The organism is Rahnella variigena, assembly GCF_003610915.1.
Classification (GTDB): domain Bacteria; phylum Pseudomonadota; class Gammaproteobacteria; order Enterobacterales; family Enterobacteriaceae; genus Rahnella; species Rahnella variigena.
The window spans coordinates 3,960,778-3,975,429 of record NZ_NSDJ01000001.1 but is presented as its reverse complement, the minus strand read 5'-3'; the positions used below and the strand labels follow the sequence as shown (position 1 = coordinate 3,975,429).

The following is a 14,652-nucleotide window of genomic DNA, read 5'->3' as shown; positions in this document are numbered from 1 at the left end:
TGGTGAAAAAAATATGACAGATTTGACGACGCAAGATTCCGCCCTGCCAGCATGGCATACCCGTGATCATCTCGATGATCCGGTTATCGGCGAATTGCGTAACCGTTTTGGGCCAGAGGCCTTTACTGTTCAGGCGACCCGCACCGGAATTCCCGTGGTGTGGTTCAAACGTGAACAGTTACTGGAAGCGATTACCTTTTTACGAAAACAGCCAAAACCTTATGTCATGCTTTTCGATTTGCATGGCTTTGACGAGCGTTTACGTACTCACCGCGACGGTTTACCGGCCGCGGATTTTTCCGTTTTCTATCACCTGATCTCGGTCGAGCGTAACCGCGACATCATGATCAAAGTGGCATTGGCAGAAAACGATCTCCATGTTCCGACCATCACCAAAGTGTTCCCGAACGCTAACTGGTATGAGCGCGAAACGTGGGAAATGTTCGGTATTACCTTCGATGGCCACCCGCACCTGACGCGCATCATGATGCCGCAGACCTGGGAAGGGCACCCGCTGCGTAAAGACTATCCGGCACGCGCCACCGAGTTCGATCCTTACGAGCTGACCAAGCAGAAAGAAGAACTCGAGATGGAGTCGTTAACCTTCAAGCCTGAAGACTGGGGCATGAAGCGTGGTACCGAAAATGAGGACTTCATGTTCCTCAACCTCGGTCCTAACCACCCGTCCGCGCACGGTGCTTTCCGTATCATCCTGCAGCTTGATGGCGAAGAGATTGTCGACTGTGTTCCGGACGTTGGTTACCACCACCGTGGTGCTGAGAAAATGGGCGAACGCCAGTCCTGGCACAGCTACATTCCTTACACCGACCGTATCGAATACCTGGGCGGTTGTGTTAACGAAATGCCCTACGTGCTGGCCGTTGAAAAACTCGCCGGTATCGTGACGCCGGATCGCGTTAACACCATCCGTGTCATGCTGTCTGAACTGTTCCGTATCAACAGCCATCTGCTGTACATCTCTACGTTTATTCAGGACGTGGGCGCAATGACTCCGGTGTTCTTCGCCTTTACCGATCGTCAGAAAATCTACGATCTGGTGGAAGCGATCACCGGTTTCCGTATGCACCCGGCCTGGTTCCGTATTGGTGGCGTAGCGCATGACCTGCCGAAGGGCTGGGATCGTCTGCTGCGCGAGTTCCTTGACTGGATGCCAGCGCGTCTGGATTCCTATGTCAAAGCGGCGCTGAAAAACACCATTCTGATTGGCCGTTCAAAAGGCGTAGCTGCGTATAACGCAGACGACGCTCTGGCCTGGGGCACCACCGGTGCTGGCCTGCGCGCAACGGGTATCCCGTTCGATGTGCGCAAATGGCGTCCATACTCTGGTTACGAAAACTTTGACTTTGAAGTCCCGACAGGTGATGGCGTCAGTGACTGCTATTCCCGCGTGATGCTCAAAGTAGAAGAGCTGCGTCAGAGCTTGCGCATTCTGGAACAGTGCTACAAAAACATGCCGGAAGGCCCGTTCAAGGCGGATCACCCGCTGACCACGCCGCCACCGAAAGAGCGCACGCTGCAACACATCGAAACCCTGATCACGCACTTCCTGCAAGTGTCGTGGGGGCCGGTCATGCCTGCGCAAGAATCTTTCCAGATGGTTGAAGCAACCAAAGGGATCAACAGCTACTACCTTACCAGTGACGGCAGCACCATGAGCTACCGCACCCGTGTCCGTACGCCAAGCTTCCCGCATTTGCAGCAGATCCCGTCCGTAATCCGTGGCAGCCTGGTATCCGACCTGATCGTGTATCTGGGCAGTATCGATTTTGTAATGTCAGATGTGGACCGCTAACGATGACAGATATCAATAAAGACTCAGAAGTTCAGTACATCAACGTCAGCGAGCCCGTCGCGCCGCCGGTGTTTGTGCTGAGCGACGCTGAACGCGAAGCGATTGAGCACGAAAAACATCACTACGAGGATGCCCGTGCGGCCTCTATCGAAGCGCTGAAGATCGTGCAAAAAGCGCGTGGCTGGGTGCCTGATGGCGCTATCTACGCGATCTCCGATGTTCTGGGCATTCCTGCCAGCGACGTTGAAGGTGTGGCGACATTCTACAGCCAGATCTTCCGTCAGCCGGTGGGCCGCCATGTGATCCGTTACTGTGACAGCGTGGTGTGCCACATCACCGGTTATCAGGGGATCCAGGCTGCTCTGGAACAACAGTTGCACATCAAGCCGGGCGAAACGACCGAAGACGGACGTTTTACCCTGCTGCCGACCTGCTGCCTCGGTAACTGTGACAAAGGCCCGTCAATGATGATTGATGAGGACACGCACAGCCATCTGACGCCAGAAGCGATCGGTTCGCTACTGGAGCGCTACGCATGACCTACATCCCAAGACACATCGAACGCACGCCAGAAATGCACCCGCTGACATGGCGTATGCGTGATGATAAGCAGCCTGTCTGGATTGACGAATACCGCAGCAAAAACGGTTACGTCGGTGCAGAAAAAGCACTTAAAGGTATGGCTCAGGAAGAAATCGTCAATCTGGTAAAAGACGCTGGCCTGAAAGGGCGCGGCGGCGCAGGTTTCTCCACCGGTCTGAAGTGGAGCCTGATGCCGAAAGACGAAAGCATGAACATCCGCTATCTGCTGTGTAACGCCGATGAGATGGAACCGGGTACGTATAAAGACCGTATGCTGATGGAGCAAATGCCGCACCTGCTGGTGGAAGGCATGTTGATCTCGGCATTCGCGCTGAAGTCTTACCGTGGTTACATCTTCCTGCGTGGCGAATACATCGAAGCGGCTGTGAATCTGCGTCGTGCGATTGCGGAAGCCACTGAAGCGGGCCTGCTGGGTAAAAATATTCTCGGCACCGGTTTTGATTTTGAACTGATTGTTCACACCGGCGCAGGGCGTTACATCTGCGGTGAAGAAACCGCACTGATTAACTCGCTGGAAGGCCGCCGTGCTAACCCACGTTCCAAGCCACCGTTCCCGGCATCTGCCGGTGCATGGGGTAAACCGACCTGTGTTAACAACGTCGAAACCTTGTGCAACGTGCCAGCCATCCTGGAGCACGGTGTGGACTGGTACAAAGGTATGTCTGCGGGCAAAAGTGAAGATGCCGGTACCAAACTGATGGGCTTCTCTGGTCGGGTAAAAAATCCTGGCGTCTGGGAATTGCCGTTTGGGACTACCGCACGTGAAATTCTCGAAGACTATGCCGGTGGCATGCGTGATGGCCTGAAATTTAAAGCCTGGCAGCCGGGCGGGGCAGGGACTGACTTCCTGACCGCCGATCATCTGGATCTGCCGATGGACTTTGCCAGCATTGGTAAAGCCGGTAGCCGTCTGGGGACCGCCCTGGCGATGGCCGTCGATCATGAAATCGGTATGGTGCCGCTGGTGCGTAACCTGGAAGAGTTCTTCGCCCGTGAATCTTGCGGATGGTGTACACCGTGCCGCGATGGTCTGCCGTGGAGTGTGAAAATTCTTCGTGCGCTGGAACGTGGTGAAGGCCAGCCGGGGGATATCGAAACTCTCCTGCAGCTTTGCCGCCAGCTTGGCCCCGGCAAAACCTTCTGCGCACACGCGCCAGGTGCCGTGGAACCATTGCAGAGTGCGATTAAATATTTCCGGGAAGAGTTTGAGGCGGGTATCGCCAAACAGCATTACAACAACGCACATGCGATTGCGGGCATTCAGCCAAACAATCTGCTGAAAGAGCGCTGGTAGTGAAGGCAACAGGCAGCGGACGTGAGCCCGCTGTGCGCGAATTTCCGGAACAAGGGACGCGCTGTCGAATGATATACGCCAACCCGGCAAGAATTTTTGATTAACGCCCGTTTAGGCGGGCCACGTGGAAGCATGCTGACTATGGCTACGATTCATGTAGACGGCAAAGAATACGACGTAGACGGAGCGGACAACCTGTTACAGGCTTGCCTCTCTCTCGGCCTCGATATTCCTTATTTTTGCTGGCATCCGGCGCTGGGAAGCGTCGGCGCTTGCCGCCAATGTGCGGTTAAGCAATACCAAAACGCGGAAGACACGCGCGGTCGTCTGGTGATGTCATGTATGACACCAGCGTCTGATGGCACCTTCATTTCCATCGACGACTCTGAAGCGAAAGAATTCCGTGAAAGCGTCGTGGAATGGCTGATGACCAACCACCCGCACGACTGTCCGGTGTGTGAGGAAGGCGGTAACTGTCACCTGCAGGATATGACAGTCATGACCGGCCACAGTATGCGCCGTTACCGTTTCACCAAACGTACCCATAACAACCAGGATCTCGGTCCGTTCATCTCTCATGAAATGAACCGCTGTATCGCCTGTTACCGCTGCGTCCGCTACTACAAGGATTACGCAGATGGTACCGATCTGGGTGTTTATGGCGCGCACGACAACGTCTATTTCGGTCGTCCGGAAGATGGCCCGCTGGAAAGCGAGTTCTCCGGTAACCTGGTAGAAGTGTGTCCGACCGGCGTATTCACCGATAAAACGCACTCCGAACGCTATAACCGTAAATGGGACATGCAGTTTGCGCCAAGCATCTGTCAGCAATGTTCTGTTGGCTGTAACACCAGCCCGGGTGAGCGTTACGGCGAACTGCGTCGTATCGAAAACCGTTATAACGGTACCGTAAACCATTACTTCCTGTGCGACCGTGGTCGTTTCGGTTATGGCTACGTGAACCTGAAAGATCGTCCGAAGAAACCATTGCAGCTGCGTGGTAACGACTGGATCGAACTTAACGCTGAACAGGCGATGCAGGGCGCGGCAGACATTATCCGTCAGGCGAAGAAAACCATCGGTATCGGTTCTCCGCGCGCGAGTCTGGAAAGCAACTTTGCGTTGCGCGAACTGGTCGGCGCCGAAAACTTCTATACCGGCATCAACGCGGCAGAGCAGGACCGTCTGCAACTGATGCTGAACGTTCTGCGCAACAGCGGTGTTCACACACCGGCGCTGCGTGAAATCGAAGAATACGATGCCGTTCTGGTGCTGGGCGAAGATTTGACTCAGACCGGCGCGCGTATCGCGTTATCTGTTCGTCAGGCCGTTAAAGGCAAAGCCCGTGCGATGGCTGCGGCTCAGCGCGTAGCCGACTGGCAAATCGCGGCAGTCCAGAACATCGGTCAGCACGCCAAACATCCGCTGTTCATCACTAACGTGGACAACACCAAACTCGACGATATCGCGGCTTACAATTACCGTGCACCGGTCGATGAGCAGGCGCGTTTCGGCTTTGCTATCGCCCATGCGCTGGATAATTCTGCGCCCGCGGTCAGCGACCTTGCTGATGGCCTGAACAAGAAAATAGACGTGATCGTGCAGGCACTGACCGGTGCGCGCAAGCCGCTGATCATCACCGGTACTAGCGCTGGTTCTGACGCCATCATCGAAGCCGCTGCAAATATCGCCAAAGCCCTGAAAGTGGCTGGCAGCGATGTCGGCATTACGTTCGTGGCTTCTGCGGCAAACAGCATCGGTCTTTCGATGATTGGTGGTGGTACGCTGGACGAAGCTCTTGAATTGCTGACCCGCGGCGAAGCTGACAGCGCGATCGTGATGGAAAATGACCTATACCGTCAGGCGCCTGAAGCGAAAGTTGATGCGGCATTAGCGAATGTGCAGAACTTGCTGGTCGTTGACCATCAGCGTACGCGCATTATGGATAAAGCCAGCCTGATCCTGCCTGCGGCAAGTTTCGCAGAAAGCGACGGCACGCTGGTGAACCAGGAAGGCCGCGCACAGCGCTTCTTCCAGGTTTACGATCCGGCTTACTACGACACAACGGTTGCCATGCTGGAAAGCTGGCGCTGGATGCACTCGCTGCATTCCACCATCAACAGCCGCCATGTTGACTGGACGCAGTTGGATCACGTCATTGAAGCCTGCGTTGAAGCACTGCCACAGCTGAAAGGCATGGTAGAAGCTGCGCCAAACGCCAGCTTCCGTATCCGTGGTCAGAAACTGGCGCGTTCTCCGGCACGTTCCAGTGGTCGTACCGCCATGCGTGCGAACATCAGCGTTCATGAACCGCGTCAGCCGCAAGATAAAGACACCATGTTTGCCTTCTCAATGGAAGGGAACAACAGCCCGACAGCCAACCGCAATCAGGTGCCATTCGCCTGGGCGCCGGGCTGGAACTCACCACAAGCCTGGAACAAATTCCAGAGCGAAGTCGGCGGCAGTCTGCGCCATGGTGATCCGGGTGTGCGCTTGATTGAAGCAGGTGAGGGGACACTCGATTACTTCACCACTATTCCGGCTGCCTTTACTGCGCAGAGCGATAACTGGCGTGTTGCGCCTTATTATCACCTGTTCGGCAGCGAAGAAATGACACAGCGCTCTAAGGTGATCCAGCAACGTATGCCACAGGCGTATGTGATGGTTAACCCGGCAGATGCCGCGCAATTAGGGGTGAACGCAGGTTCTCAGGTGGAATTCACCTGTGCCGGTCAGACCCTCAGATTGCCGGTTCGTCTGAGCGAAACATTGGGTCAGGGCCAGGTTGGCCTGCCGCTGGGCTTGCCGGGCATTCCTCCGATACTGGTTGGCGCAACGGTTGAAAATCTGCGGGAGGCAGCACAATGAGCTGGTTTACACCTGTAGTCATTGATTCATTGATCGCCATTCTGAAAGCTGTCGTGATCCTGCTGGTTGTTGTGACCTGCGGGGCCTTTATGAGCTTCGGTGAGCGTCGCTTGCTGGGGCTGTTCCAGAACCGTTACGGGCCAAACCGTGTCGGCTGGGGCGGTTCCCTGCAGCTGGTCGCTGACATGATCAAGATGTTCTTCAAGGAAGACTGGGTACCTAAATTCACCGACAAAGCCATCTTTACGCTGGCGCCGATGATTGCTTTTACGTCCCTGTTGATCTCCTTTGCGATTGTTCCGGTCAGCCCGACCTGGTTCGCCGCAGACCTGAACATCGGCATTTTGTTCTTCCTGATGATGGCCGGTCTGACCGTCTATGCCGTGTTGTTCGCTGGCTGGTCCAGTAATAACAAATACTCGCTGCTGGGTGCGATGCGTGCGTCCGCTCAGACGCTGAGCTACGAAGTGTTCCTCGGCTTATCGCTGATGGGCGTTGTAGCGCAGGCGGGTTCTTTCAATCTGCAAGACATCGTCATTTCTCAGTCGCACATGTGGAACATCATCCCGCAGTTCTTTGGTTTCGTGACCTTTGCGATTGCCGGCGTTGCTGTTTGCCACCGTCATCCGTTTGACCAGCCGGAAGCCGAGCAGGAACTGGCCGATGGTTACCACATTGAATATTCCGGTATGAAATTCGGTCTGTTCTTTGTGGGGGAATACATCGGTATCGTGACTGTCTCTGCGCTGATCGTCACCTTGTTCTTCGGTGGCTGGCAAGGGCCGTTCCTGTATCCGGTGATCTGGTTTGCGCTGAAAACGGCGTTCTTCATGGTGATGTTCATTTTGATCCGTGCTGCTTTACCGCGTCCCCGCTACGACCAGGTGATGTCATTTGGCTGGAAAGTTTGCCTGCCATTGACCTTGCTTAATCTGCTGGCGACCGCTGCGGTCATCTTGTACAACGCGCAATAAGGGGTGATGAAACCATGACATTGAAAGACATAGTGGTCGGGTTCGGTACCCAGGTTCGCAGCTTGTGGATGATAGGCATGCACGCCTTCGCCAAGCGCGAAACCCAGATGTACCCTGAAGTTCCGGTCAATCCACCTCCGCGTTACCGTGGCCGTATCGTGCTGACGCGCGATCCGGACGGTGAAGAGCGCTGCGTTGCCTGTAACCTGTGTGCGGTAGCCTGTCCGGTAGGCTGTATTTCTCTGCAAAAAGCAGAAATGAAAGACGGTCGCTGGTATCCGGAATTCTTCCGCATCAACTTCTCACGCTGCATTTTCTGCGGTCTGTGTGAAGAAGCTTGCCCGACAACAGCCATTCAGCTGACGCCGGACTTCGAGCTGGGCGAATTCAAACGCCAGGATCTGGTGTATGAAAAAGAAGATCTGTTGATTTCTGGGCCGGGTAAATATCCGGAATACAATTTCTACCGGATGGCCGGTATGGCGATTGACGGCAAGTCGAAAGGCGAAGCTGAAAACGAAGCCAAACCGATCAACGTCAAAGGTCTGTTGCCTTAAGGAGCCGCAAGCATGGAATTTGCATTTTATATTGCAGCCCTGGTGGCCGTGTTGGCGACATTGCGTGTTATCACGCATACCAACCCGGTTCATGCACTGCTGTATCTGATCGTCTCTTTACTGGCGATTGCTGCGGTCTTCTTCTCGCTCGGTGCGTATTTCGCCGGTGCCCTGGAGATCATCGTTTACGCCGGCGCCATTATGGTGCTGTTCGTCTTCGTCGTGATGATGCTCAACCTAGGCAATGTCGAAGAACAGGAACGTGCATGGCTTAAACCTGCCACCTGGATCGGACCTTCGGTTCTGTCAGTCATCCTGCTGGTGGTGATGATCATGTCAATCCTCGGCGTGCATGACCACGGCATCAAAGGCGACATGATTGACGCGAAAGCAGTGGGCATCGCGCTGTTCGGGCCTTACGTTCTGGCTGTTGAACTGGCGTCAATGTTGCTGCTGGCCGGTCTGGTCGTGGCATTCCATATTGGTCGTGAACACAAACCGGGTGAAGTCTTCGGTGACGCACCGGTCACGACCGAAATGGCAACAAAAAGAAAACCGGAGGAGAGAGCATGATCCCTCTACAACATGGTCTTATTCTGGCCGCGATCCTCTTTGTTTTGGGGCTTACCGGGCTGCTGGTTCGTCGTAATTTGCTGTTTATGCTGATCAGTCTTGAAGTGATGATTAACGCAGCAGCGCTGGCGTTTATCGTGGCGGGAAGCTACTGGGGTCAGGCAGACGGGCAGGTGATGTACATTCTGGCTATCAGCCTGGCTGCGGCGGAGGCCAGTATTGGTCTGGCGTTGCTGCTGCAACTGTATCGCCGTCGCCACACTCTCAATATTGATACTGTCAGTGAGATGCGCGGATGAACTTACTCTATTTAACAATTTTGTTCCCGCTGATTGGCTTCCTGTTACTGGCCTTTTCACGCGGTCGCTGGTCTGAAAATACCTCTGCTACCATAGGCGTAGGTTCCATTGGTCTGGCAGCAGTGACCACCCTTTATGTGGGCATCAATTTCCTCAGCCAGAAAGCGGCGGGCGTGGAAGTCTTTAATCAGCATCTGTGGAACTGGATGCAGGTCGGTGACTTCAATATTCCTGTCACACTGACGCTCGACGGTTTGTCGATGACCATGCTGTCCGTGGTGACCGGCGTCGGTTTCTTCATCCACATGTTCGCTTCCTGGTACATGCGCGGTGAAGAAGGCTACTCACGCTTCTTCGCATACACCAACCTGTTTATCGCCAGCATGGTGATTCTGGTACTGGCAGACAACCTGTTGCTGATGTACCTCGGTTGGGAAGGCGTGGGTCTGTGCAGTTACCTGTTGATCGGTTTCTACTATACCCATCCGGCTAACGGCGCGGCAGCGATGAAAGCATTTATCGTGACCCGTGTGGGTGACGTGTTCCTGGCTTTCGCACTGTTCATCCTGTACCGCGAACTGGGTACGCTGAACTTCCGTGAACTGATGGTCCTGGCACCGCAGAAACTGGCAGTAGGCGACACGGCAATTACCTGGGCGACCCTGATGTTACTGGGCGGCGCAGTGGGTAAATCCGCACAGCTTCCGCTTCAGACCTGGCTGGCAGACGCCATGGCCGGTCCGACGCCGGTTTCCGCGCTGATCCACGCCGCGACCATGGTCACCGCCGGTGTTTACCTGATTGCACGTACTCATGGCCTGTTCCTGATGGCGCCTGAAATTCTGCATCTGGTGGGCATTATCGGTGCGGTCACGCTGGTTCTGGCCGGTTTCGCGGCGCTGGTGCAAACCGACATCAAACGTGTTCTCGCGTACTCGACCATGAGCCAGATTGGTTACATGTTCCTGGCGCTGGGCGTTCAGGCGTGGGATGCCGCTATCTTCCACCTGATGACGCACGCATTCTTCAAAGCACTGTTGTTCCTTTCTTCCGGTTCGGTCATTTTGGCCTGCCACCACGAACAGAACATCTTCAAAATGGGTGGATTACGTAAATCCATTCCTCTTGTCTATATCTGCTTCCTGGTCGGTGGCGCGGCGCTGTCCGCCTTACCAATCATCACTGCGGGCTTCTTCAGTAAAGATGAAATCCTCGCGGGTGCGCTGGCTAACGGCCACCTGAATCTGATGGTTGCTGGGCTGGTCGGTGCGTTTATGACCTCGCTGTACACCTTCCGCATGATCTTCATCGTCTTCCACGGCGAAGAGAAAATCAAAGCGCATGCGGGTAAAGGCATCACTCACCACCTGCCGCTGCTGGTGTTACTGGTTCTGTCCACCTTCATTGGCGCGATGATTGTTCCGCCACTGAAAGGCGTATTGCCGGATACCACTGAGCTGGCGCATGGCAGTGTGTTGACGCTGGAAATCACATCAGGCGTGATTGCAATTGCGGGCATTCTGCTGGCGGCTGCCCTGTATCTGGGGAAACGCTCGCTGGTCAACAGCATTGCGAAAAGCGCACCGGGCCGTTTCTTCACGACCTGGTGGTTCCATGCCTGGGGCTTCGACTGGCTGTACGACATGATTTTCGTGAAACCTTATCTGCTGGTTGCGAAACTCCTGCAACGTGATCCACTGAACTCAATGATGAATCTGCCTGCGCTGTTTGCCCGTCTGGGTAACCGTGGTCTGACTCTCAGCGAAAACGGTCAGGTTCGTTGGTACGTCGCGTCAATGGGGCTCGGTGCAGTGGTCGTTCTGGCGCTGCTGCTGGTGATTTAAGCCTGCATTACGGGTGTAGTTATCAATGCCGGTCTGTTCGTGTAACGGACCGGCAAGTGAAATAGCCTTCGGGCATAAAAGAAGGGAACGACACGCCATGCTATTACCTTGGCTAATATTTATCCCCTTTATCGGCGGGCTGCTGTGCTGGCAGACTGAGCGCTTTGGGAGCAAAGTACCGCGCTGGATCGCGTTAATTGCGATGGGGCTGACGCTGGCTCTTTCCGTGCAATTGTGGTTGCAGGGAGGATATTCATTAACGACGCCTGCGGGTATTCCACAGTGGCAATCCGAGTTTTCGGTGCCGTGGATCCCTCGTTTTGGCATCAGCTTCCATCTGGCGCTGGACGGTTTGTCCCTGCTGATGGTGGTTCTGACCGGTCTTTTGGGTGTTCTGGCGATCCTCTGTTCGTGGCGTGAAATCCAGAAGTATCAGGGTTTCTTCCACCTGAACTTACTGTGGATCCTCGGCGGCGTGATCGGCGTGTTCCTTGCCATCGACATGTTCCTGTTCTTCTTCTTCTGGGAAATGATGCTGGTGCCGATGTACTTCCTGATTGCCTTGTGGGGACACAAAGCGTCAGACGGTAAAACGCGTATCAGCGCAGCAACCAAATTCTTCATCTATACGCAGTCCAGCGGTCTGGTGATGTTGATTGCCATCCTCGGTCTGGTGTTTGTGCATTACAACGCCACCGGTGTGTGGACATTCAACTACGCTGACCTGCTGAAAACGCCAATGTCGCACGGTGTTGAATATCTGCTGATGCTGGGCTTCTTCATCGCCTTCGCGGTGAAAATGCCGGTTGTGCCACTGCACGGCTGGTTGCCGGATGCACACAGTCAGGCACCAACCGCCGGTTCCGTCGACTTAGCCGGTATCTTGCTGAAAACCGCGGCCTACGGGATGTTGCGTTTCTGTCTGCCACTGTTCCCGGAAGCGTCTCACCAGTTCGCACCGATTGCCATGTGGCTGGGGGTGATTGGTATCTTCTACGGTGCGTGGATGGCGTTCTGCCAGACTGATATTAAACGTCTGATTGCTTACACCTCCGTTTCGCACATGGGCTTCGTGCTGATTGCTATCTACACCGGCAGCCAGCTGGCGTACCAGGGCGCAGTTATCCAGATGATTGCACATGGTCTGTCCGCAGCTGGTATGTTCATCATCTGTGGTCAGCTGTACGAACGTCTGCATACCCGTGATATGCGCCAGATGGGCGGATTGTGGGGCCGGATTAAATACCTGCCAGCGTTGTCTCTGTTCTTCGCCGTCGCCACTTTAGGGATGCCGGGTACAGGTAACTTCGTCGGTGAATTCCAGATCCTGTTCGGCAGCTACCCGGTTGTGCCGGTGATCACTGTCATCTCAACCTTTGGTCTGGTGTTCGCTTCGGTTTACTCACTGGTGATGATGCAGCGCGCTTACTACGGCAAAGCAAAATCTGACGAACCGCTGCCGGGCATGACCTCACGCGAACTGTCGATCATCTTGTTACTTGTTGTATTGCTGGTGGCGCTGGGTTTATACCCGCAGCCAATTCTGGATACTTCAAGTGCTGCGATGAGCAACATTCAGCACTGGTTCGGGTCTTCAGTTTCCACTATTTCAACGACAAGGCCGTAACTCGCCATGACATTTACACTTCAAAATCTGATCGCACTATTACCGCTGATGATCGTCGGATTGACGGTGGTGGTGGTGATGCTGTCCATTGCGTGGCGACGCGACCATTTTCTTAATGCCACACTGACAGTCATCGGGCTGAACGTTGCCTTACTTTCCCTTTACTACGTCGGGCAGGTCGGCCCGCAGGACGTCACACCGTTGCTGCGCGTTGACGGCTACTCGATGTTCTACATCGGGCTGGTGCTGCTGGCGAGTCTGGCCACCAGTACGTTTGCTTACCCCTGGCTGGCCGGTTATCCGGACAACCGCGAAGAGTTCTACCTGTTAGTTCTCATTGCGGCCATGGGCGGCATTCTGCTGGCATGCTCTAACCATCTGGCGTCAATGTTCCTCGGGATCGAACTGATTTCCCTGCCATTGTTCGGCCTGATTGGTTACGCCTACCGCCAGAAACGCTCGCTGGAAGCGGCGATCAAATACATGCTGCTGTCGGCTGCTGCGTCTTCCTTCCTGCTGTTTGGTATGGCGCTGCTGTACGCACAGTCCGGTGATTTGTCCTTCGCGTCACTGGGCAAAAACCTGGGCGATGGCGTGATGCTGCACCAGCCGTTGCTGATGGCCGGTCTGGGCATGATGATTGTCGGTCTGGGCTTCAAGCTGTCGCTGGTTCCGTTCCACCTGTGGACGCCAGACGTGTATCAGGGCGCACCTGCACCGGTTTCGACTTTCCTGGCAACCGCCAGCAAAATCGCAATCTTCGCTGTGGTGATGCGTTTGTTCCTGTACGCGCCGGTGGCTGACAGCGAATCGATTCGTATCGTGCTGGCGATTATCGCCTTCTGCTCGATTCTGGTCGGTAACCTGATGGCGATCAGCCAGAGCAACATCAAACGTCTGCTCGGTTACTCTTCCATCGCTCACCTGGGTTATCTGCTGGTGGCGCTGATTGCCGTACAAACGCATCAGCTGTCGATGGAAACCGTTGGTGTGTATCTGGCCGGTTACCTGTTCAGCAGCCTCGGTGCTTTTGGTGTGGTCAGCCTGATGTCCAGCCCGTACAAAGGCCCGGACGCAGAATCGCTGTTCTCCTACCGTGGTCTGTTCTGGCATAAGCCAATCCTGTCTGCGGTAATGACCGTGATGATGCTGTCACTGGCCGGTATTCCGATGACGCTGGGCTTTATCGGTAAGTTCTACGTGATTGCGACCGGTGTGACCGCGCATCTGTGGTGGCTGACCGGTGCTGTGGTTGTCGGTTCTGCGATTGGTCTTTACTACTACCTGCGTGTAACGGTGAGCTTGTATCTGAGCGCGCCTGAAACACTGGTTCGTGATACGCCAAACAACTGGGCGCTCACGGCAGGTGGGGTAGTCGTACTGATTTCCGCGATTCTGGTGCTGTTGCTGGGTATCTTCCCGCAGCCGCTGATTTCGCTGGTACAGATGGCGCAACCGCTGCTCTGAAAAAGTCTGCAAATGCAGTCTGAAAAGCTGACGAAGCCGCTCACATGAGCGGCTTTTTTAATCGTATTAGTTGATAAATGTGATTCATATCACATTTATATGTACGTTCAGCTAAATATTACATTCATTTTGTGATCTTCCCCATTCCATTATTCCTGCCAATGCGTACACTGCGCGCTTGTTCAAATTCGTATGGAATTACACCATGAATGTTTTAGTGATGATTGCCATTACCACCGGCATCCTCTCCGGTATCTGGGGCTGGGTGGCTATCAGCCTTGGCCTGATAAGCTGGGCGGGATTCCTCGGATGCACGGCGTATTTCGCCTGTCCGCAGGGCGGGCTGCGCGGATTGCTGATCAGCACGCTGACCTGTCTCAGCGGCGTGTTCTGGGCAGTGGTGATCATCGCGGGCAGCGCCATGCGTCCCGAATGGAGCATTCTGGGTTATATGCTGACCGGCATCGTCGCCTTCCTGATGTGTATTCAGGCACGTCAGCAGTGGCTGGCGTTTGTTCCGGGCACCTTTATCGGTGCCTGTGCGACTTTCGCCGCACAGGGCGACTGGCGGCAGGTGGTGGTGTCATTGCTGGTCGGTCTGGTGTTCGGTTACGCGATGAAAAACAGCGGATTATGGCTGGCGAAACAGCGCGAAAAGCAGCTGAATGGCGCTAAAAAAGCTGCTATTTTCCCGGACGTTAAAGGGTCAGAAGGTTCTTAAAACCCCGTTTTT

General features: G+C 54.8%; 12 protein-coding genes. All 12 read left to right on the top strand.

What is annotated here, in order from left to right; translation table 11 throughout:
- Window positions 1-13: 13 nt before the first annotated feature.
- The 12 genes from nuoC (at window position 14) to CKQ54_RS18095 (ending at window position 14,640) form a co-directional block, all read left to right on the top strand.
- On the top strand, window positions 14-1,813 hold the full coding sequence (gene nuoC / locus CKQ54_RS18150; RefSeq protein WP_013574591.1) for an NADH-quinone oxidoreductase subunit C/D: 1,800 nt from the start codon (window positions 14-16) through the stop codon (window positions 1,811-1,813).
- Between the two features lie 2 nt (window positions 1,814-1,815).
- Window positions 1,816-2,352 (top strand): NADH-quinone oxidoreductase subunit NuoE, encoded by a 537-nt coding sequence (gene nuoE, locus CKQ54_RS18145; protein ID WP_226790007.1) that lies wholly within the window; start codon window positions 1,816-1,818, stop codon window positions 2,350-2,352.
- A complete protein-coding gene (gene nuoF, locus CKQ54_RS18140; protein ID WP_112289929.1) occupies window positions 2,349-3,710 on the top strand; it encodes an NADH-quinone oxidoreductase subunit NuoF in 1,362 nt (453 codons plus the stop codon). Before nuoE ends, nuoF begins: the two co-directional genes overlap by 4 nt.
- Window positions 3,711-3,851: 141 nt before the next feature.
- Entirely contained in the window at window positions 3,852-6,578 is a 2,727-nt protein-coding gene (gene nuoG, locus CKQ54_RS18135; RefSeq protein ID WP_120162103.1) for an NADH-quinone oxidoreductase subunit NuoG, read from the top strand.
- The gene (gene nuoH / locus CKQ54_RS18130; RefSeq protein WP_112289931.1) at window positions 6,575-7,552 is read left to right on the top strand and encodes an NADH-quinone oxidoreductase subunit NuoH; all 978 of its coding nucleotides are present in this window, start codon (window positions 6,575-6,577) and stop codon (window positions 7,550-7,552) included. The genes nuoG and nuoH overlap by 4 nt, the downstream gene beginning before the upstream one ends.
- A gap of 14 nt (window positions 7,553-7,566) precedes the next feature.
- Window positions 7,567-8,109, top strand: coding sequence for an NADH-quinone oxidoreductase subunit NuoI (gene nuoI, locus CKQ54_RS18125; RefSeq protein WP_112289933.1), 543 nt, complete (start codon window positions 7,567-7,569; stop codon window positions 8,107-8,109).
- Between the two features lie 12 nt (window positions 8,110-8,121).
- The gene (gene nuoJ, locus CKQ54_RS18120) at window positions 8,122-8,682 is read left to right on the top strand and encodes an NADH-quinone oxidoreductase subunit J (protein WP_120162063.1); all 561 of its coding nucleotides are present in this window, start codon (window positions 8,122-8,124) and stop codon (window positions 8,680-8,682) included.
- Window positions 8,679-8,981, top strand: coding sequence for an NADH-quinone oxidoreductase subunit NuoK (gene nuoK / locus CKQ54_RS18115; protein WP_004936014.1), 303 nt, complete (start codon window positions 8,679-8,681; stop codon window positions 8,979-8,981). The genes nuoJ and nuoK overlap by 4 nt, the downstream gene beginning before the upstream one ends.
- On the top strand, window positions 8,978-10,825 hold the full coding sequence (gene nuoL / locus CKQ54_RS18110; protein ID WP_112289936.1) for an NADH-quinone oxidoreductase subunit L: 1,848 nt from the start codon (window positions 8,978-8,980) through the stop codon (window positions 10,823-10,825). The genes nuoK and nuoL overlap by 4 nt, the downstream gene beginning before the upstream one ends.
- Before the next feature lie 97 nt (window positions 10,826-10,922).
- Window positions 10,923-12,452, top strand: coding sequence for an NADH-quinone oxidoreductase subunit M (nuoM, locus tag CKQ54_RS18105; RefSeq protein WP_112289938.1), 1,530 nt, complete (start codon window positions 10,923-10,925; stop codon window positions 12,450-12,452).
- A gap of 6 nt (window positions 12,453-12,458) precedes the next feature.
- A complete protein-coding gene (gene nuoN, locus CKQ54_RS18100) occupies window positions 12,459-13,919 on the top strand; it encodes an NADH-quinone oxidoreductase subunit NuoN (RefSeq protein ID WP_112289939.1) in 1,461 nt (486 codons plus the stop codon).
- Between the two features lie 205 nt (window positions 13,920-14,124).
- Complete coding sequence (locus CKQ54_RS18095; RefSeq protein ID WP_120162062.1) at window positions 14,125-14,640, top strand: DUF1097 domain-containing protein; 516 nt, start codon at window positions 14,125-14,127, stop codon at window positions 14,638-14,640.
- Window positions 14,641-14,652 lie beyond the last annotated feature (12 nt).

What these genes read in the sequence shown, in the direction of transcription:
- nuoJ (WP_120162063.1), top strand. Translation starts at nt 8,122, where the DNA reads ATGGAATTTGCATTTTATATTGCAGCCCTGGTGGCCGTGTTGGCGACA.
- nuoC (WP_013574591.1), top strand. Translation starts at nt 14, where the DNA reads ATGACAGATTTGACGACGCAAGATTCCGCCCTGCCAGCATGGCATACC.
- nuoH (WP_112289931.1), top strand. Translation starts at nt 6,575, where the DNA reads ATGAGCTGGTTTACACCTGTAGTCATTGATTCATTGATCGCCATTCTG.
- nuoF (WP_112289929.1), top strand. Translation starts at nt 2,349, where the DNA reads ATGACCTACATCCCAAGACACATCGAACGCACGCCAGAAATGCACCCG.
- nuoK (WP_004936014.1), top strand. Translation starts at nt 8,679, where the DNA reads ATGATCCCTCTACAACATGGTCTTATTCTGGCCGCGATCCTCTTTGTT.
- nuoM (WP_112289938.1), top strand. Translation starts at nt 10,923, where the DNA reads ATGCTATTACCTTGGCTAATATTTATCCCCTTTATCGGCGGGCTGCTG.
- nuoE (WP_226790007.1), top strand. Translation starts at nt 1,816, where the DNA reads ATGACAGATATCAATAAAGACTCAGAAGTTCAGTACATCAACGTCAGC.
- nuoI (WP_112289933.1), top strand. Translation starts at nt 7,567, where the DNA reads ATGACATTGAAAGACATAGTGGTCGGGTTCGGTACCCAGGTTCGCAGC.
- nuoN (WP_112289939.1), top strand. Translation starts at nt 12,459, where the DNA reads ATGACATTTACACTTCAAAATCTGATCGCACTATTACCGCTGATGATC.
- nuoL (WP_112289936.1), top strand. Translation starts at nt 8,978, where the DNA reads ATGAACTTACTCTATTTAACAATTTTGTTCCCGCTGATTGGCTTCCTG.
- CKQ54_RS18095 (WP_120162062.1), top strand. Translation starts at nt 14,125, where the DNA reads ATGAATGTTTTAGTGATGATTGCCATTACCACCGGCATCCTCTCCGGT.
- nuoG (WP_120162103.1), top strand. Translation starts at nt 3,852, where the DNA reads ATGGCTACGATTCATGTAGACGGCAAAGAATACGACGTAGACGGAGCG.